We start from the raw sequence: 17,192 nt of genomic DNA, 5'->3' as shown, positions 1-17,192 counted from the left end.
TGCAGATTAGCGCCACGTAATACGGTGAATGCGGGCAACCGCCGAGTTCTCCGCCACGCTACTTTAGGTCACATGCGTGCGATCGTGATTTCCGAACCCGGCGGACCTGAGGTTTTGGCCTGGCAGGAAGTGCCCGACCCGCGTCCCGGCGCAGGTGAGGTCGTCATCGAGGTCGCCGCCTCGGCCGTCAACCGGGCGGACCTGCTCCAGCGCCGCGGCTTCTATCCGCCGCCGCCCGGGGCCTCCGAGATCCCCGGGCTCGAATGCTCCGGGACGATCGTCGAGGTCGGCGAGAACGTCCCGCGTCTCGCGCCCGGCGACCGCGTCTGCGCCCTGCTGGCCGGCGGCGGATACGCCGAACGCGTGGCGGTCCCCTGGCAGCAGGTGATGCCGGCGCCGGAGGGCATCGCGCTGGACGAGGCCGCCGGTCTCCCCGAGGTCGCCTGCACGGTGTGGTCGAACGTCTTCATGACCGCCCGCCTGCGGAAGGGCGAGACCCTGCTCGTGCACGGCGGCGCGAGCGGCATCGGCACGATGGCCATCCAGCTCGCCAAGGCGTACGGCTCGCGCGTGCTCGTGACGGCCGGCTCCGCGGACAAGCTCGCGCGCTGCCGCGAGCTCGGCGCGGACGAGGGCGTGAACTACCGCGAGGAGGACTTCGCCGAACGGTTCGAGGGCCGGGCCGACGTCATCCTCGACATCATCGGCGCGAAGTACCTGCCCGGGAACCTGCGCGCCCTCGCCACCGGCGGCCGTCTGGTCGTCATCGGCATGCAGGGCGGCGCGAAGGGCGAGCTCGACCTCGGCACGCTGCTCGCCAAGCGGGCCTCGATCCACGCCACCGGGCTGCGCAACCGCCCGGTGGACGACAAGGGCGTGATCTGCCGGGGCGTGGTGGACAACGTGTGGCCGCTCGTCACCGCCGGAGCCGTACGGCCCGTGGTGCACGAGCGGATCCCCCTCGACCAGGCCGCCCGTGCCCACCAGACCCTCGAAGAGGGTGAACACATCGGAAAGCTCCTGCTGGTCAGGTGAGTTAAGTTGATGGGGTGAGCACGGTGTGCCCCGGCGAATCAGGAGTTGTAAGCGATCGATGAACGCAGACGAGAGCACGCCGCAGATCGTGGTCGTGGGGCCGCAGGGCCTTTCGGTCTCCGGCGGCAACGGTAAGGGCGAGCACGAGGAGCGGTCCGTCGCCGATCTGGTGGAGCAGCCCGCCAAGGTGATGCGGATCGGCAGCATGATCCGCCAGCTGTTGGAGGAGGTGCGGGCGGCTCCCCTCGACGACGCCAGCCGCAAGCGGCTCAAGGACATCCACCAGAGCTCCATCAAGGAGCTCGAAGAGGGTCTGGCCCCCGAACTGGTGGAGGAGCTGGAACGGCTGTCCCTGCCGTTCAGCGACGAGAGCGAGACCCCGCCGAGCGACGCGGAGCTGAGGGTCGCGCACGCCCAGCTCGTCGGCTGGCTGGAGGGCCTGTTCCACGGCATCCAGACCACGCTGTTCGCCCAGCAGATGGCCGCCAGGGCCCAGCTGGAGCAGATGCGCCGCGCACTCCCCGGCGGCATGGGCCAGGCCGCGCAGGACGACCAGGGCCACCGCGCGGGCGGTCCCTACCTGTAGAACCCCCGTACCTGTACCTGTAGAACCCCGATACCCGCCGACTCAGAACAGGGTCTCGAGCACGACCGCCACACCGTCGTCGTTGTTGGCCGCCGTCACGTGATCGACGGCGGCCAGCACGTCGGGATGGGCGTTCGCCACGGCGTACGACGTGCCGGCCCAGGTCAGCATCGGCAGGTCGTTCGGCATGTCGCCGAAGGCGACCACCTCCGCGGGCTTGATCCCCCGCTCCTCCGCCAGCGTCGCCAGCGCCGTGGCCTTCGTCACACCGTAGGCGCTCATCTCGATCAGCGCCCGCCCGCTGGAGTGGGTCGGGGTCACGATGTCGCCGACGATCTCCAGCACCCCGCGGTGCAACTCGTCGGGGTCCATCGAGGGATGCTGCGCGAGCAGCTTGGCGCACGGCCGGGAGGTCAGCGCCGCGATGGCCACCATCCGCCCGTAGGCCAGCTCCCGGGCGTCCCAGCGCCCCAGCGCGTAGTCGGACTCGTGCGCGAAGCCCCCCTCGTACTCCACCGAGAACGTGAGATCGGGCACATGCCGCCGCAGCCGGGCGACGCACTCTTCGAGCACCTCGGCGTCGATCAGGTGCGACTCGACGATCTCCTCGGTGTGGAGGTCGTAGACGAGCGCGCCGTTCGCGCAGATGGCGAGCCCGTGGTGCCGTACGGCTCCCGCGACGGTGTGCATCCACCGGGGCGGCCGCCCGGTCACGAAGACGAGGGTGCCGCCGGCCTCCTCCACCCGGGCGAAGGCGGCGGCGGTACGTGGAGAGACTGTTCCGTCGGTGCGCAGAGCGGTGCCGTCGAGGTCCGTGGCGACGAGGCGGGGGCAGGTCATGACAGGTTCCAGTGTGCACCGAGATGGGCCGTGCCATGCCCTCGGCCACACCCGGGGCGAGAAATCTCCCCCGGACATGGAACACCAACGGGCTACATAGTGTTAGATGTGAAGGCGTTGTATTAGCTGTTCCCGTAGCGAAAACCAGTTTGACTGTATGAGCCACCCGGGGAGCTGTGCGACACACCCGGGGTCCACGAGGTGTGGTCCCCAAGATTCACTTCCTTAGGGAGAGCAGTAATGGCTCAGGGAACCGTCAAGTGGTTCAACGCTGAGAAGGGCTTCGGCTTCATCGCACCGGACGGCGGCGAGCCCGACGTGTTCGTGCACTTCTCCGCCATCACGGGCAGCGGCTACCGCAACCTGGAGGACGGCCAGCGGGTCGAGTTCGAGGTCATCGCCGGTCCGAAGGGTCCGCAGGCGTCGAACGTCCGTGGTCTCTGACCTGACGTGACGAAGGCGGGGTTCGCCGTGGCGAGCCCCGCCTTTCGCATGTCCGGGGGCGTCCGGCCGTAAGCGTTGGGGCGGACCCACGGAAGGCCTGCGCGCATGAAAGTTTCACGCGCGCGGGCCTTCTGCGCTCTCGGAGGCCGTCCGAACCGAGAGATTTACATCACATCTGACCGGCCCTGCCGTCAAGGGTGCAGATTGCGCTTTCGTTGGACATCTGAGGCATTCGGCGCCGACCCGGCGCTGCGGCCGGAACCCGCCACAGAACGTCACCGTGAGACACGAAGACCTCCGGACGCGGTGGGCGGCACCACGCCGGAGGTCCTCGATCAGGGCCGGTGGATCTACCGGGACAGCGGCTCCAGGACGTCGAGCCCCACGTACGGCCGCAGCGCCTTGGGAACGACCACCGAGCCGTCGGCCTGCTGGTGGTTCTCCAGGATCGCCACGATCCAGCGGGTGGTCGCGAGCGTGCCGTTGAGCGTCGCCACGTGGTGCGGCTTGCCGTCCTCGTCCTTGTAGCGCACCTTCAGGCGGCGGGCCTGGAAGTCGGTGCAGTTGGAGGTCGAGGTGAGCTCGCGGTAGCGGCCCTGCGAGGGAATCCACGCCTCGCAGTCGTACTTGCGGGCCGCCGACGTGCCGAGGTCGCCCGCCGCCGTATCGATGATGCGGTACGGCAGCTCCACCTTCTCGAGCATCTCCTTCTCCCAGGCGAGCAGCCGCAGGTGCTCCTCGTGGGAGTCCTCAGGACGGCAGTAGGAGAACATCTCGACCTTGTCGAACTGGTGGACCCGGATGATGCCCCGGGTGTCCTTGCCGTACGACCCGGCCTCGCGCCGGAAGCAGGACGACCAGCCGGCGTACCGCATCGGCAGCGACGCCCGGTCGAGGATCTCGTCGGAGTGGTAGGCCGCCAGCGGCACCTCGCTGGTGCCGACCAGGTAGAGGTCGTCCTCGGGCAGGCGGTAGATCTCCTTGTCGTGGGCGACGTGGAATCCGGTGCCCTGCATCGACTCGGGCTTCACGAGCACAGGGGTGATCATCGGCGTGAAGCCCGCCTCGATCGCCTGCTGCATCGCCATGTTGAGCAGCCCGAGCTGAAGCCGCGCGCCGACGCCCCTCAGGAAGAAGAACCGGGCGCCTGAGACCTTCGCGCCGCGCTCGATGTCGATCGCACCGAGCAGTTCGCCCAGCTCGACGTGGTCACGTGGCTCGAAGTCGAAGACCGGCTTCTCGCCGACCTCCTCCAGCACCACGTAGTCGTCCTCGCCGCCGGGAGGCGCACCCTCCTCGACGATGTTCGGCACGGTCATGAGCAGCTCGTCGAGCTCGCTCGCCAGCGCGGCGGCCTCGGTCTCGGCCGCCTTCACCTGCGCGGCCAGTTCCTTCGCGCGGTCGAGCAGCGCCTGGCGCTCGTCTCCGGACGCGCGGGACACCGACTTGCCGATGCTCTTCTGCTCGGCGCGCAGCGACTCGAAGGCGTTGAGCGCGGCACGGCGGCGCTCGTCGAGCGACAGCACGGTCTCCACGACCGAGTCGTCCTCGCCGCGGACGCGCTGTGACGCCCGGAGCCGGTCAGGGTCCTCACGAAGGGTTCGCAGGTCAATCACGGCTCAAAGGCTACCGGAGCCGGTGCGGCTCCCGCCCGTCAAGCGAGACCGGCGCGGATCTTTCCGAGCCATTCGGCGGCCTCGGCGAAGTCCGCGTCGGCCGTACCCTCCTTGATCTGCGTCGGAACCCGGTCGGCCCGCGGATAGCTGCCGAGGAAACGCAGGTCGTCGCAGAGCCGGTGGAGCCCGGCGACGGCCTCCCCGACCCGGGCGTCGGCGATGTGCCCCTCGAAATCGAAGTGGAAGAAGTAGCGGCCGATGCCGTCGCCGGTGGGACGCGACTCGATGCGGGTCAGGTTGACCCCGCGCACCGCGAACTCGCTCAGCATCTCCAGCAGGGCGCCCGGGTGGTCGTCGCGCAGGAAGGCCACGAGCGACGTGCGGTCGGCGCCGGTGGGCTCGGGCAGCCGCCCGGGGCGGTTCACCTTGATGAACCGGGTGACGGTGTCGGAGCGGTCGCCGATGTTCGAGGCGATCGCGTCGAGCCCGTAGTACTCCCCGGCGATGGCCGGGCTGATCGCCGCGTCGTACGGAGACTCGGGAGAGGCGACCTCCTGCGCGGCGGCGGCCGTCGACGACGCGGCGATCACCACGGCGCCGGGCGTCTCGCGCTCGATGAACCCGCGGCACTGGGTGTGGGCGGCCGGGTGGGTGATGACCCGCTTGATCTGGCCCAGCTCGGTGCCGGGCCGCACCAGCAGGGAGAACTCGACCGGGAGCAGCCACTCGCCGGTGATGTGGAGCGGCCTCCCCCCGGCCAGCTCGTCGAGGGTCTGCGTGATCGCCCCCTCCACCGAGTTCTCCAGCGGGACCACCGCGCCGTCCGCCTCGCCGTCGCGGGCGGCGTCGAGCGCGGCTCCGACGTTGGCGCAGGGCAGGCGCTCGGCGTCCGGCTCCAGGAGTCGCAGGGCCGCCTCACAGAAGGTGCCCTGAGGCCCCAGGTACGCGAGCTTCGACATGTCCCCAAGGGTATCCGCAGGTAGGTGTGGCAGGCATGCGAAGACACTCCTGCGCTGACCTGTTTTCGCCCGTGAACCGCCGGCCCGGCTCAGCGGGGGAGGCGTTGCGGCTCGACCTCCGGCCCGATGCCGAGCCTGGCGGCCCGCACGGCGTGCTCCTCCTCCGGCGACAGCGGCTGCAGCCCCTTCCCCCCGCGTACGGCACGGGCGTACGTGCGGGTCTCGGTGCGTCCGTTGATCGACGTCAGCACGACGCCGTCCCCGAAGCCGTTGATGAGCGCGAGCGAGAACGACAGCCTGCCGGTCATCTCGTCGAGCGCGTCATACCGATACAGCGCCACGTCGCGGATCGCCCTGCTGTCCCCCGGGCCCTCGACGGCGGCCCGCCGATCCAGGGCGTCCAGGCACACCCCCACGGAACGGCGGGCGGCGCGCAGCGCGATCAGGCCGACGGCCACACCGGTCACCCCCGCCAGGACACCGGCCATCTCCACAACGGTAACCAGCACGGCACCGAGCGTAATGAATTGGTCAAGTGGCCGCAGCGGGAACGGCGACAGCGGTCCGCCGCCGGGGCAGCCAGGAACCGAGGAGCCAGACGAGACCGATGGCGCCGAGCCCGAACGCGTTCTGCACGATCTTGCCCGCGACCGGGCTGAGCACGGGGACCTCCAGCGCCTTGAGGGCCACTCCCCACCACGGGATGGGCAGCACGTAGTAGAGCCACACGCCGGCCGCGACCAGCAGCCGGACCGGGTCGCGCCCGGACCCCGCGAGGGCCGCGAGCACGACCACGACCCAGGCGATGTGGTGGATCCAGGCCACCGGCGACAGCAGCACCGCCATCAGCCCGGTGAGCGCCACCGCGGTCGTCGTGTCGCCGTCCAGGTGCGCCCGCCGGGCGCGGCGGAAGCCGTACCAGCCGATCGCGGCGACGGCGGCGAGCCAGAGCACCGTGGTCAGCCAGCCGGGCAGGTAGAGCCTGAGCAGCATGCCGCGCAACGACTGGTTGGTGGTGGCGGCGTTCGCGCCGAGGCGCTCGGAGTCGAGCAGCGCCCCGAACCAGAAGTCCCGGGCGTCGTCGAAGATCACCAGGAACGGCAGCAGCGTGAGCAGGGCCGCCGTGAACACCGCCATGAAGAAGGCACGGCGCTGTCTTTCGTCCCCCTCCCGGGCGGGCAGGGCGGTGATCGCCAGGTAGACGAGGAACACGCCGGGGGTGAGCTTCACCGCCGTGGCGAGACCGATCAGCATCCCGCGCGGCCACCACGGCCTGCGCGCCACGCAGTCGAGCAGGCACAACGCCAGGAGGAACAGGTCCACCTGGCCGAACCTGAACTGGTCCCTGATCGGCATGAGATAGGTGCACGCGGCGCACAGCACGGCGAACAGCAGCGGCGCGGCCAGGGCGCCGCGCACCCCGTCCAGGAAGGCCCGGAAGGCGTGCCGGACCGTCACGGCGAGGACGGCGACGATGGCGACCGTCCACACCCACTGCGCGACCGGCCACGACATCATGGCGAGCGGCACCGCCAGCATCGCGGCCACCGGCGGATACGTGAACGGCAGCAACTGGGGAGCCGGCGTGATCACGTCGTAGACGGGCAGACCCCGCAGCAGCGCCCAGCCGCCCGTACGGTAGACGTCCAGGTCCACCAGACGCTGGTCCTCGGGGTTGGTCAGCCAGTAGGCGATCAGCGGCGACGCCGCAGCGGCCAGCGCCACCAGGGCGAGCGCCCACGCCCAGGCGGGCCGGCGGGCCCCGGCGATCCGGCCAGTCGTCATGACCAGGCAGGCTACCGTGGACCGTGTCCGCACCGTTATCGATCATGAGGGAGCGCGGGACAGTGCCACCTGGATCAGCGCCGGCTCCGGGCCCGGCGGCCCGAGCCGCGGCGGGGATCTTCGCGTCGATCCTGACGCTCGTCGTGGCGGCCCTCGTCCTGCCCGCCGCTCCCGCGTCGGCCGCGCCACAGGCCGCCGCGGTGACGGGCCGCGTCGTGGTGATCGGGGTGCCCGGCCTCCGCTGGGACGACCTCGACCCGCGGCGGACCCCCGCGCTGTGGGGGCTGGCCGCCCGCGGCTCCAGCGCGTCGCTGTCCACGAGGGCGGTCCCTCCCGAGGGGCTGCCGGTGACCTGCCCGGCCGCCGGCTGGCTGACGGTCTCCGCGGGCCAGCGGGCGGGAGCCCCCGGCACCGGCTGCGGGCCCCTTTCCGAGCCCGTCACCGGCGCCGGCGGCACGGCGACGATCCCGAACTGGTCCGAACTGGTCGCCGTGCAGCAGTCCGGTCCCTTCAAGGCCCGGCTCGGGCTCCTCGCCGACGCCGTGACCGCCGCCGGAGGGAAGATCGCGGCCATCGGACCGGGGGCCGCCCTGGCCGCCGCCGACGGGTCCGGCAGGGTCGCGACGTACGCCGCGGCACCCGCCGCGCTGCCCGACCTCGCGCCGTACGCGCTCGTGGTCGCCGAGGCGGGGGAGATCACGCAAGCCTGGGTGAATGACGGGCGCGGGCAGGCGCGGCGGGCGGCCGTGAGCGCGGCCGACCGGACCGTCGCCGAGGTGCTCGCCAAGGTGCCCGCCGGTTCGGCCGTGCTCGTGGCGGGGCTGTCCGACTCCCCCGGCCGCGGTGAGGGTTCCATCGCCCACCTGCACGTCGCGATCGCCGCCGGCGGGCCGTACGGGCACGGGTGGCTGACCGCCGCCTCGACCCGGCAGCGGGCGCTGGTCACGATCACCGACGTCACGACGACGGTCACGCACCTGCTCGGCCTTCCCACTCCCGAGGGCGCGGTCGGCAGACCCTGGTCCGGGGGCGGCGGTGCACCCTCAGTGGCCGAGTTGGCCGACGCCGATCTCGCGAGCCAGGTGCTCAGGGAGGTCAGGGAGCCGTTCTTCATCACGCTGGTCGCCGCGCAACTGCTCTTCTACGGCCTGGCCGCGCTCGTGATCAGGCGCCACCGGCGGATGCTGACGGCCACGCGGGTCGTCGCGACGGTCAGCGGCGCGCTCCCGGTGTCGATCTTCCTGGCGCAGCTCGTGCCGTGGTGGGGCTTCGCGCACCCGATGCCCGCCCTGCTCGGCACGATCCTGGGTTTCGCCGTCCTGGTGGCCGGGCTCGCGTACGCCGGGCCGTGGCGCCGCCACGTGCTGGGGCCGCCCGCCGTGGTCGCCGGGATCAGCTCGCTCGCGCTCCTCGCCGACGTGGTGACGGGCTCGCGGCTGCAGGTGAACGCGGTGGCCGGCTACGAGCCCGTGACCGGCGGCAGGTTCTACGGCTTCGGCAACATGGCCTTCGCCGTCTACTCGACGGGCACGATCCTGCTCCTGGCGGCCGTCGCCTGCGCGCTGCGCCGCCGGCCGAGGCTCGCCGTGGCCGTCTGCGTGGCGTACGGCCTGCTCGCGATCGCCGGGGACGGCTGGCCGACCTGGGGCGCGGACTTCGGCGGGGTGCCGTCGTTCGTCCTCGGCGTGGCGGTGTGCGTGCTGATGGTCACGGGCAGGCGGGTGTCGATCCTGCGGCTCGGGCTGATCGCCGTGGCGGGGATCGCGCTCATCATGCTGATCGCGGTGGCCGACTGGCTGCGCCCCGCCGACCGGCGGACCCACCTCGGGGCGTTCGTCCAGCAGATCATCGGCGGCGAGGGCGGCTCCGTCGTCGGGCGCAAGCTCGGGGCGATGCTCCACACGCTGGGCAATCTCCCGCTGACGCTGCTGTCGGTGGTCGCGCTGGCGTTCCTGTTCCTCGTGCTGGCCCGGCCGTCCCGGTGGGGCGCGCCCGCCCTGAGCCTGGCCTACGAGCGGGCGCCGGAGCTGCGGGCCGGGCTGTTCGGCGCGCTGACCGCGGCGTTCACCGGGTTCCTGATCAACGACTCGGGGATCGCGATTCCGGCGATGGCCCTGACGGTCGCGGTGCCGCTGACGCTGGCGGCGTCCGTACGCGCGCTCCAGACCGCGCCGCCCACCACAGCAGCGCGATCGTCAACGCCAGCAGGAGCGACGGCGCCGCCCATCCCCTGACCACGTCGACGAGCCACCCCAGGTCGTCCGGCTGGTCCGCCTGACGCGCGGGCAGGTAGGCGAGCGAGAGCACAGCGAGCCGGGCGACCAGGAACGCCTCCAGGCCCGGCCAGGCGACCAGGGCCAGCAGCGCGAACCCCAGCCCGTCATACCAGGGCAGCGCGTACGGCGTGGCGAACAGCCAGGCCACGGCGACGGCCAGGGCCACCACCGGCCCCTCGCGGCCGGCCGCCGGACGGCCGCGCAGGAGGAGGACGGCGAGGGCGGCCAGCAGGAGCAGCGACCCGGCCTGGATCCACGCCCGGTAGGCCCCGGGTCCGAACATCCCCTGCAGCGCCCTTTGGGCGAGCTTCCACGGCGTGGCGAGCGAGACCGACTTGCTGGCGTTGAGCAGCTGGTCGAGCGAGTGGGGCCCGGCGAGCAGGTAGGCCACGAGCACGGTCAGCGTGGCGAGGCCCGCGACCAGGGCGAGCCGCCGGGGGCTCCTGCGCAGCTCCCACGCCGTGCCCAGCGCCACCACGCCCACGGTGGCCTTGACCGCGACGCCCAGACCGAGCGGCACGCCCCGGCGGGCGACCAGCCCGGCCACGACGAACGCGATCGCGACGGTGTCGAGGTGCATCCCGGCCACGAGCTCGTAGACGATCAGCGGGTTGGCCGTCCACAGCAGGGCCGCGCGGCGCTGCCGTACGGGATCGCCGGCGGTGGCGCGGTGGAGCAGCAGGCCGGTGGCGACGAAGGCGGCGGCGTTGACCAGGGCCATCACGAAGACGGTCAGGCGGACCGAATCGCCCCCGGCGTGGCTCGCCAGCGCCTGTACGGCCGTCGCGACCGGGCCGTACACGCTGGGCGTCCTGGTCCACTCCTCCACCCGGCCGACGACCGGATCGGCGGGCAGATCGGCGGGCACGGTCGCGTACGGGTCGTGGCCGAGGGCCGCCATCCGGCCGTAGGCCGCGTAGTTGAGGTGGTCGGCCGACCCGGAGGGTGGCAGGAACGCGAGGACCGCGGCGGCGGCGCACCCGGCGACGACCAGCGTGCGCGCCCGCGGCATCCGGTCGGCGTACGCGAGGCCGGCGGCCAGGCCGGCCGTGCCGAGGACGAGCGCCGCGGCGGCCAGCGCGACGACGAGATGGCCGTCGGGTGCGAGATCGAGCGAGTAGGGGGGCTGCCACGACCGCCCGGGCAGCCAGGGCACCATCGAGGACGGCCCGAGGACGCCGATCGTGATCGTGAGGACGATCGAGAGGCCGCCGGCGGCCGGGGCCAGCCGGGCGGCGATCCGTGCGCGTCCCCTCGAATCCACCCGAGAATTCCACCACACCGGCCCGCCGACGTGGGCGAAGCCGCCAGGTGGCCCGGCTCGACAGCCCGGCTCGACAGCGCGGCTCAGCGGCGCGGCGGGCGGAGGGCGGCGCGCGCCTGGTCCACAGCCGGCTCGCGGGCGGCGAGGGCCAGGCCGACGTCGCGGAGCTGCTTGGCCCTGTGCAACTGGGAGCGCCAGTCGGTGCCGGTCGCCCGGTGCGACATCTCGACCTCGGCCTCGATCACCCGGAAGCCCTTCCTGAGCAGGTCGACGGTCATGCCGGTCTCGACGCCGAAGCCGTGGGCGAGCGGCCGGGCCGCCTCGAACGCCGCCCGGGTGAGGCACCGCTGCCCGTTGAGCGGCTGGGTGGCCTCCCAGCCGGTGAGCCGCTTGATGCCGTCGCGGGCCAGCCGTACGACGATGCCGTGCCCGCCGAGCTTCACCCTGGTCGCGAACTTCGCGATGGTCATGTCGGCCTCGCCCGCGCGCACCGGCGCGATCAGCGGGACGGCCGCCGCCGCCGTCTCGCCCAGGTCGGCGTCGAGGAACAGCAGGTGCCGGGGATGGTCCTCGTCCAGGAGGCGCACGGCCTCCGCGCCGCTCTCCATCGCCGCCGCCTTGCCCCGGTTGCGGCTGTGCCGTACGACCCGGGCGCCCGCCGCCCTGGCCACCCGGCCGGTCTCGTCGGACGAGCCGTCGTCGACCACGACCACGAGATCCACGCCGGGCAGCTTCAGGGCGGCGGTCACGGTGGCGCCGATCCGGTCGGCCTCGTCCTTCGCCGGGATCACCACCGCGGTGTCCGGCTCGGGTACTGCCATCTCCCCCATGCGCCTAGCCCTGATGCTCGGCCGTGAGCAGGTCGGCGGGCACCGTGTCGTGCACGGTGAACACCGAGTCCAGGCCGGTGACCTGGAGAATCTTGCGTACCGCTGGTCTCGGCGCCGCCACCTCCAGCGTGCCGCCCCGCTCGCGCAGCCGCTTGAGCGCCGACAGCAGCACGTTCATGCCGGTGGAGTCGCAGAACTCCACTCCGGACATGTCGATGACCACCCGGTCGGGCCCGGTCTCCAGCAGACGGGTGAACTCCGCCTGCAGCCGGGGCGCGGTATATAGGTCGATTTCGCCGAAGACGGCCATGACGGCCTGACCGGCGTGGGATTGCGTCGCGACTTTGAGCTCCACGAGGCGCACACTAGCGTCGTCCCGGCCCCGGGTCACGCTCCATCGGATTCATCGAAGAGTCGTCCGCGCTTTGTCCCCGATTCCGGCCCCACGTAAACGCGGAGTGCGCGAAGCTTGACGCTATGCGACACCGGCGTCGCCGGATGGAGGGCCCGGAACCTCCGCGTCTTGGTCGTCACTTCGCAAAGGAGGGCGGGCGCCGAGCACAGCGGGCCCGAGAGCAGATGAACAGTGAGATACCCGAGGACCCACACCGGCGCGTGCTGCGCGAGCATCTGGAGATCATCCAGGTGCGCACCGAGAAGGCCTCGTCATGGCGCGACGCGGCCGAGCCGCTGCGCGGCCTGGTCAACCGCGAGGGGTACGTCCCGGTCAGCGCCCGGCTGGCGGCCGAGGACCTCGACTTCCTCGCCGAGGCGCGCGAGGAGCTGCTGAGCTTCTCCGAGCTCGGCATCCGGCTGCTCGATCTGCACCAGCCCAGGGACGCGGGCGGCATCTCGAGCGACCCGGCCAACCCGATCCTGCGTTGCCGGAGCTGCATGTGGCGCTGGCCGTGCCCCACGTTCCGGGCCATCGCGGAGGCGTTCACCCCGCGCCAGCGGGAGGCCGCACCGGACGTCCCCTCCTGGCGCGGCCAGCTGGAGCACCAGATCGACCTGTGACCCCGGCGACCGTGACCTGGGCGACCGGCGCGGCGCCGAGCTGCGCTTTCGTGCCGTGACCGGCGACGCCAAGAGTCACCGAAGTCGTCATTAAGTGTTCGCCATGGAGGCGTTCCTAACGTCCTCTGTGTAAGGGCCGGCGCGCGGAGACGGGCGCCGGCCGACACAGGAGAGGACCGCGAAGCCCGGGCATCGAAGGGCTCGCCGGGTCCCGGATGGGAAGAGCGTCATGAAGCTGGTCTACAAGGTCCTGGCCTCGATCGTCGCGGCCGAGGTCGCCGTGCAGGCGATGATGGTCGTGCTCGGCGACGCCGGGCTGTTCAAGTACGTCGAGCAGGGCGGCGTGATCGACAAGGCGAGCGCGGAGAGCGGGGGGATCGAGTTCCCCGAGTTCTTCGCCTTCGTGGTCCACGGCATCAACGGGATGATGGTCATCCCCGTGATCGCCCTGCTCCTGCTGGTCTCCTCGTTCTTCGCGAAGATCCCCGGAGCGGTCAAGGGGGCCGCCCTCGTGGTCCTGCTCGTCGCGGTCCAGGTCTCCCTGGGCCTCCTCGGCCACCAGATCCCCGCCCTGGGCGCCCTGCACGGCCTGAACGCGCTGCTGCTGTTCAGCGCGGCCGTCCACGCCGCGCTTCGCGGCCGCCGGGCGGCGGCGAGCGCGACCGCCCAGCCCCACGCCCGTGTCGAGACCGTCGCCTGACGACGACTCGCATGGACCGGACTCGCCGTCGCGGCGCCCGCCTCCGGCTCGCCCTGGCGGGCGCCGCGACCATCGCCCTGCTCGGCCCGCTCGCCTGGATGTGGCAGGACAGTCTCATGCCCGGTGCGTACTCCGTCATGGACATGGGGTACGCGGACTACGGCGGCGCCCTGACACACGTGGCCGCCGGCACCTCCGCGCACTCGGAGCACACGCACTCGGAGCACGGCGGACACACAGAGCACAACGGGCACATGGCGTCGGCGCGCAGCCTGACGTCGCTGACGGCCGACCCGGACCGCGAGGCCGACGTCTCGATCACCCTGGTCGCGCGCAAGCAGCGGTTCCGGCTGGCCACCGGCCGCCAGGTGGACGGGTACACGCTGAACGGCACCTCGCCCGGCCCGGTCATCCACGCGACCGTCGGGCAGTTGGTGCAGGTCCGTCTCGTCAACGAGTCGGTGCCGGACGGCATCACGCTGCACTGGCACGGCGTCGACGTGCCCAACGCCGCGGACGGGGTCGCCGGTGTCACCCAGGACGCGGTCGGCGTGGGCCGGTCGTTCACCTACCGGTTCGTCGCCGGCCAGGCCGGCACCTTCTGGTACCACTCCCACCAGGTGTCCCACGAACAGGTGCGCCGCGGTCTGCTTGGCGCCCTGGTGGTGACCCCGGCGGCGCGACCGCCCGCGGGCACGGCCGACGTCGTGGCGCTGCTGCACCTCTACGACGGGGCCCGCACGATCAACGGACGGGAGGGAGACGTCCGCGCCGAGGCGCGCCCCGGCGAACGGGTGCGCGTACGGGTGATCAACACGGAGAACGGCCAGACGCCCGTATGGGTCGGCGGCGCCCCCTTCCGGCTCGCCGCCGTCGACGGCACCGACCTGCACGAGCCCGCTCCCGTACGGGACACCGCCGTGACCGTCACGGCGGGAGGCCGCGCCGAGATCGAGGTGACCATGCCGGAGGACGGTTCGCCGGTGCGGGTGCACGTCGGCGGTCCGGCCGGCGTCGTGCTCGGTTCGCGGTCGTACGACGTGCCCGCCGTCCCGCGGCCCGCGACGACGCTGGACCTGCTCTCCTACGGCACGCCGGCGCCGCTCGGGTTCGACCCTGACCGGCCCGATCGGCGGTTCGACTACGAGATCGGGCGCCGCCCGGGCTTCCTCGACGGACGTCCGGGGATCTGGTGGACGATCAACGGTCACATGTTCCCCGACGTGCCGATGTTCGTCGTCGCCGAGGGCGACGTGGTGCGGGTGCGCATCGTCAACGACAGCGGCGAGCCGCACCCGATGCACCTGCACGGCCACCACGCCGTGGTGCTGAGCCGCGACGGCGTGCGCGCGACGGGCGGCCCGTGGTGGGTGGACTCGCTCGAAGTCGGCACCGGCGAGTCGTACGACATCGCCTTCGTCGCCGACAACCCGGGCATCTGGATGGACCACTGCCACAACCTGCCGCACGCCACGGAGGGTCTCGTCGCCCACCTCATGTACGAGGGAGTCACCACGCCCTTCACCGTGGGCGGGACGGCCGGGAACGAGCCGGAATGACTGGTCGGCTGACGCCGCGCTGTCAGGCCAGTGGCAGCGTGATCGTGAACAGGCAGCCGGGGCCCTCGTTGACCACGCCGATCTCGCCGTCGTGGGCCTCCACGATGCCGCGCGCGATCGCGAGGCCGAGCCCGGCGCCGCCGTCGGGGCCGGGCGTCCGCGCCGCCTCGCCGCGGAACGCGACGTCGAAGACCCGGGGAAGGTCCTCCTCCGGGATGCCGCCGCAGCCGTCCAGCACGGACAGGCGGGCGGTCGTCCCTTCCGCCACCGCGCGTACGACGACCCTGCCCCCGGCGGGCGTGTGGCGGATGGCGTTCACCACCAGGTTGCGTACGGCCCGGCCGAGTTGCCCGGCGTCCGCGTACACCGGGACCCGCGGATCGGCCTCGCCGGTGAGGTGCACACCCTCGGCGCGGGCCAGCGGTTCGACGGCGGCGAGGGTGTCCGCGACGAGGTCGCCGAGCCCCGTGCGGGTGAGCACGGGCCGCAGCGTGCCCGCGTGGATGCGCGACAGCTCGAACAGGTCCTCCACCATCCCGGCGAGCCGGTCGACCTCCACCCTGATCTGGACGTGGTAGCGCTTGACGGTCTCGGGGTCGTCGGCCACCCCGTCCTCCAGGGCCTCCACCATCGCCCGCATGCCCGCGAGGGGAGTGCGCAGGTCGTGGCTGACCCACGCGACCAGTTCGCGCCGCGCGCTCTCCAGCGCCCGCTCGCGTTCGTGGCCCAGCCGCAGCCGCTCGTACGCCTGCTCCAGCGCGGTGCTGATGGTCTGCAGCTCGGCGGGGAGCGGCGCGGGCGGCGGGGTGAACCGGCCGGAGGGCGGCACGCTCTCCAGCGCGCCGACGAGGCTCCTGCTTGCGCGCACCACCGTGCGGGCGTTCACCAGCGCGACGCCGAGGCCCACCAGGCCGCCGATGCCGACGACGGTGAGCACGATGTTCTTCGGCCGCCCGTCGATGATCATGGCGAGGGTGATGGCGACCACCCCGGCCAGCGTCGCGGAGACCGTCACGGCCGCGACGACGGCGAGCATCACGCCGATCGACCGGCGGCGCAGCGCCCGCAGCAGCGCCAGGCCGAGGGCCGCGATGACGAGACCGAGCCCGGCGGCGACCGCGACGATCTGGACGATCACGACAGCGGCTCGTAACGGTAGCCGACGCCCCAGACCGTGACGATCCTGCGCGGGTCGGTGGGATCGTCCTCGATCTTCTCCCGCAGCCTGCGCACGTGGACCGTCACGGTGGAGGAGTCGCCGAACGACCAGCCCCAGACCTGGTCGAGCAGGGCCGTGCGGCTGAACGCCTGGCGGGGGTTGCGCAGCAGGTAGACGAGCAGGTCGAACTCCCGGGCGGTCAACGTGATCTCCTTGCCGCCCAGGCGCACCTCGTGGGCGCCGACGTCCACCACCAGGTCGCCGTCGCGCAGCACGCCGGTGCCCGTCGGCACCAGCGCGCCGCGGGCCCGCCGCAGCACGGACTGCACGCGCAGGGCCAGCTCGCGCGGGCTGAACGGCTTCGTCACGTAGTCGTCGGCGCCGGTCTCCAGGCCGACCACCCGGTCCATCTCCTCGCCCAGAGCGGTCAGCATGATCACCGGGACGGGCCAGCGCTCCCGCAGCTTCCGGCAGACCTGCAGGCCGTCGAGCTTGGGCAGCATCAGGTCGAGCACCATCAGGTCGGGCGGGTCGGCCAGGGCCCGCCGCAGCGCCTCGGCCCCGTCGCCCACGCACTCGACCTCGTGCCCGTCCCGCTCCAGATAACGGGCCACCACCTCGGCGACGGTGGGGTCGTCGTCCACCACGAGGACACGGGCGGGATTCGGGGGAGACTTCGAGGAGGGCACGCCCTCAACGGTAAGTCCGCCGGGCGACCCGGCCGAGCCCCGTCACCGTCTCGTAAGAACCGGCCGCCGTGGCGGTCGCCGCCACCAAGGGACCACGCCGCTCCCGGCCGTCGCCTCCGTGCGCGCGTCGGCGCGGCGTCGTGACCATTTGTTGGCGAGCTGCCGCCGAACACGATGATTCACGTGAAACCTCATGGATCGCGGGTATGCGAACCGATTCTGGATCAAGCTCGCGGTTGTCGGTGTCACCGCGTACCTTGGGGCCATGGCCCGTACCGTACTGACCGTACTGGGGATCCTCCTGGCCCTCTGGCTGGTGTTCGGATTCGTGATCCCCGCGCTGTTCGCGACGCTGAAGTTCCTGCTCATCATCGGGATCATCGCTCTCGTCGTCGTCGTCGCGATCACCGTCGTGGGGAAGCTTTCCCGCTGA

The 17,192-nt window shown here is 72.2% G+C and carries 17 protein-coding genes; 7 read left to right on the top strand and 10 right to left on the bottom strand.

The window, feature by feature from the left end; translation table 11 throughout:
* The first annotated feature begins 72 nt into the window (after positions 1 to 72).
* Together FLW16_RS31305 and FLW16_RS31300 are read left to right on the top strand one after the other, a co-directional pair.
* Positions 73 to 1,035: an NAD(P)H-quinone oxidoreductase gene (locus FLW16_RS31305; RefSeq protein WP_142563727.1), complete on the top strand. Its 963-nt coding sequence runs from the start codon at positions 73 to 75 to the stop codon at positions 1,033 to 1,035.
* Positions 1,036 to 1,093: 58 nt separating this feature from the next.
* A complete protein-coding gene (locus tag FLW16_RS31300) occupies positions 1,094 to 1,621 on the top strand; it encodes a bacterial proteasome activator family protein (protein WP_142563726.1) in 528 nt (175 codons plus the stop codon).
* A gap of 42 nt (positions 1,622 to 1,663) precedes the next feature.
* On the opposite strand, the gene FLW16_RS31295 is transcribed toward FLW16_RS31300, so the two are convergent.
* Positions 1,664 to 2,461 carry an HAD family hydrolase gene (locus FLW16_RS31295; protein WP_142563725.1) on the bottom strand — a complete coding sequence of 266 codons (798 nt, stop codon included), beginning with the start codon at positions 2,459 to 2,461 and terminating at the stop codon, positions 1,664 to 1,666.
* 240 nt (positions 2,462 to 2,701) lie between these two features.
* Between FLW16_RS31295 and FLW16_RS31290 the strand changes: the two genes are divergently transcribed.
* A complete protein-coding gene (locus tag FLW16_RS31290) occupies positions 2,702 to 2,905 on the top strand; it encodes a cold-shock protein (protein WP_041952879.1) in 204 nt (67 codons plus the stop codon).
* A gap of 350 nt (positions 2,906 to 3,255) precedes the next feature.
* On the opposite strand, the gene serS is transcribed toward FLW16_RS31290, so the two are convergent.
* The 7 genes from serS to FLW16_RS31255 all read right to left on the bottom strand — a co-directional run bounded on the left by serS (position 3,256) and on the right by FLW16_RS31255 (position 11,990).
* On the bottom strand, positions 3,256 to 4,521 hold the full coding sequence (gene serS / locus FLW16_RS31285; RefSeq protein WP_142563724.1) for a serine--tRNA ligase: 1,266 nt from the start codon (positions 4,519 to 4,521) through the stop codon (positions 3,256 to 3,258).
* Positions 4,522 to 4,559: 38 nt separating this feature from the next.
* On the bottom strand, positions 4,560 to 5,480 hold the full coding sequence (pheA, locus tag FLW16_RS31280) for a prephenate dehydratase (RefSeq protein WP_142563723.1): 921 nt from the start codon (positions 5,478 to 5,480) through the stop codon (positions 4,560 to 4,562).
* 89 nt (positions 5,481 to 5,569) lie between these two features.
* Positions 5,570 to 5,989 carry a DUF4446 family protein gene (locus tag FLW16_RS31275; protein ID WP_142563722.1) on the bottom strand — a complete coding sequence of 140 codons (420 nt, stop codon included), beginning with the start codon at positions 5,987 to 5,989 and terminating at the stop codon, positions 5,570 to 5,572.
* Positions 5,990 to 6,011: 22 nt separating this feature from the next.
* Positions 6,012 to 7,265: a glycosyltransferase 87 family protein gene (locus FLW16_RS31270; RefSeq protein WP_142563721.1), complete on the bottom strand. Its 1,254-nt coding sequence runs from the start codon at positions 7,263 to 7,265 to the stop codon at positions 6,012 to 6,014.
* A gap of 2,079 nt (positions 7,266 to 9,344) precedes the next feature.
* The gene (gene mptB / locus FLW16_RS31265; RefSeq protein ID WP_260615757.1) at positions 9,345 to 10,805 is read right to left on the bottom strand and encodes a polyprenol phosphomannose-dependent alpha 1,6 mannosyltransferase MptB; all 1,461 of its coding nucleotides are present in this window, start codon (positions 10,803 to 10,805) and stop codon (positions 9,345 to 9,347) included.
* Between the two features lie 83 nt (positions 10,806 to 10,888).
* Entirely contained in the window at positions 10,889 to 11,626 is a 738-nt protein-coding gene (locus tag FLW16_RS31260) for a glycosyltransferase (protein WP_185949673.1), read from the bottom strand.
* A 13-nt stretch (positions 11,627 to 11,639) separates the two neighbouring features.
* Positions 11,640 to 11,990: an STAS domain-containing protein gene (locus tag FLW16_RS31255; protein ID WP_030511009.1), complete on the bottom strand. Its 351-nt coding sequence runs from the start codon at positions 11,988 to 11,990 to the stop codon at positions 11,640 to 11,642.
* Positions 11,991 to 12,214: 224 nt separating this feature from the next.
* On the opposite strand from FLW16_RS31255, the gene FLW16_RS31250 reads away from it, so the two are divergent.
* The 3 genes from FLW16_RS31250 to FLW16_RS31240 all read left to right on the top strand — a co-directional run bounded on the left by FLW16_RS31250 (position 12,215) and on the right by FLW16_RS31240 (position 14,911).
* Entirely contained in the window at positions 12,215 to 12,652 is a 438-nt protein-coding gene (locus FLW16_RS31250) for a hypothetical protein (protein WP_260615755.1), read from the top strand.
* A gap of 229 nt (positions 12,653 to 12,881) precedes the next feature.
* Entirely contained in the window at positions 12,882 to 13,352 is a 471-nt protein-coding gene (locus tag FLW16_RS31245) for a hypothetical protein (protein ID WP_142563719.1), read from the top strand.
* Between the two features lie 11 nt (positions 13,353 to 13,363).
* Positions 13,364 to 14,911 carry a multicopper oxidase family protein gene (locus FLW16_RS31240; RefSeq protein ID WP_142563718.1) on the top strand — a complete coding sequence of 516 codons (1,548 nt, stop codon included), beginning with the start codon at positions 13,364 to 13,366 and terminating at the stop codon, positions 14,909 to 14,911.
* Positions 14,912 to 14,933: 22 nt separating this feature from the next.
* Here the strand turns inward: FLW16_RS31240 and FLW16_RS31235 are convergent, their stop codons facing one another.
* Together FLW16_RS31235 and FLW16_RS31230 are read right to left on the bottom strand one after the other, a co-directional pair.
* The gene (locus tag FLW16_RS31235; RefSeq protein ID WP_221891369.1) at positions 14,934 to 16,049 is read right to left on the bottom strand and encodes a sensor histidine kinase KdpD; all 1,116 of its coding nucleotides are present in this window, start codon (positions 16,047 to 16,049) and stop codon (positions 14,934 to 14,936) included.
* The gene (locus FLW16_RS31230; protein WP_142563717.1) at positions 16,046 to 16,759 is read right to left on the bottom strand and encodes a response regulator transcription factor; all 714 of its coding nucleotides are present in this window, start codon (positions 16,757 to 16,759) and stop codon (positions 16,046 to 16,048) included. Before FLW16_RS31230 ends, FLW16_RS31235 begins: the two co-directional genes overlap by 4 nt.
* A gap of 265 nt (positions 16,760 to 17,024) precedes the next feature.
* On the opposite strand from FLW16_RS31230, the gene FLW16_RS44005 reads away from it, so the two are divergent.
* Positions 17,025 to 17,192, top strand: a complete 168-nt coding sequence (locus FLW16_RS44005) for a hypothetical protein (protein WP_185949672.1) — start codon at positions 17,025 to 17,027, stop codon at positions 17,190 to 17,192.

Origin of the sequence: Microbispora sp. KK1-11 (genome assembly GCF_006874435.1) — a bacterium.
In the GTDB taxonomy this organism is placed as follows: Bacteria; Actinomycetota; Actinomycetes; order Streptosporangiales; family Streptosporangiaceae; genus Microbispora; species Microbispora catharanthi.
This window is presented reverse-complemented; position numbering and strand designations above follow the sequence as displayed.

Bases quoted from the DNA above. Each gene is read 5' to 3' on its own strand.
- FLW16_RS31305 (WP_142563727.1), top strand. From the start codon at position 73: ATGCGTGCGATCGTGATTTCCGAACCCGGCGGACCTGAGGTTTTGGCC.
- FLW16_RS31300 (WP_142563726.1), top strand. From the start codon at position 1,094: ATGAACGCAGACGAGAGCACGCCGCAGATCGTGGTCGTGGGGCCGCAG.
- FLW16_RS31295 (WP_142563725.1), bottom strand. From the start codon at position 2,461: ATGACCTGCCCCCGCCTCGTCGCCACGGACCTCGACGGCACCGCTCTG.
- FLW16_RS31290 (WP_041952879.1), top strand. From the start codon at position 2,702: ATGGCTCAGGGAACCGTCAAGTGGTTCAACGCTGAGAAGGGCTTCGGC.
- pheA (WP_142563723.1), bottom strand. From the start codon at position 5,480: ATGTCGAAGCTCGCGTACCTGGGGCCTCAGGGCACCTTCTGTGAGGCG.
- FLW16_RS31270 (WP_142563721.1), bottom strand. From the start codon at position 7,265: ATGACGACTGGCCGGATCGCCGGGGCCCGCCGGCCCGCCTGGGCGTGG.
- FLW16_RS31260 (WP_185949673.1), bottom strand. From the start codon at position 11,626: ATGGCAGTACCCGAGCCGGACACCGCGGTGGTGATCCCGGCGAAGGAC.
- FLW16_RS31250 (WP_260615755.1), top strand. From the start codon at position 12,215: ATGAACAGTGAGATACCCGAGGACCCACACCGGCGCGTGCTGCGCGAG.
- FLW16_RS31245 (WP_142563719.1), top strand. From the start codon at position 12,882: ATGAAGCTGGTCTACAAGGTCCTGGCCTCGATCGTCGCGGCCGAGGTC.
- FLW16_RS31240 (WP_142563718.1), top strand. From the start codon at position 13,364: ATGGACCGGACTCGCCGTCGCGGCGCCCGCCTCCGGCTCGCCCTGGCG.
- FLW16_RS44005 (WP_185949672.1), top strand. From the start codon at position 17,025: ATGGCCCGTACCGTACTGACCGTACTGGGGATCCTCCTGGCCCTCTGG.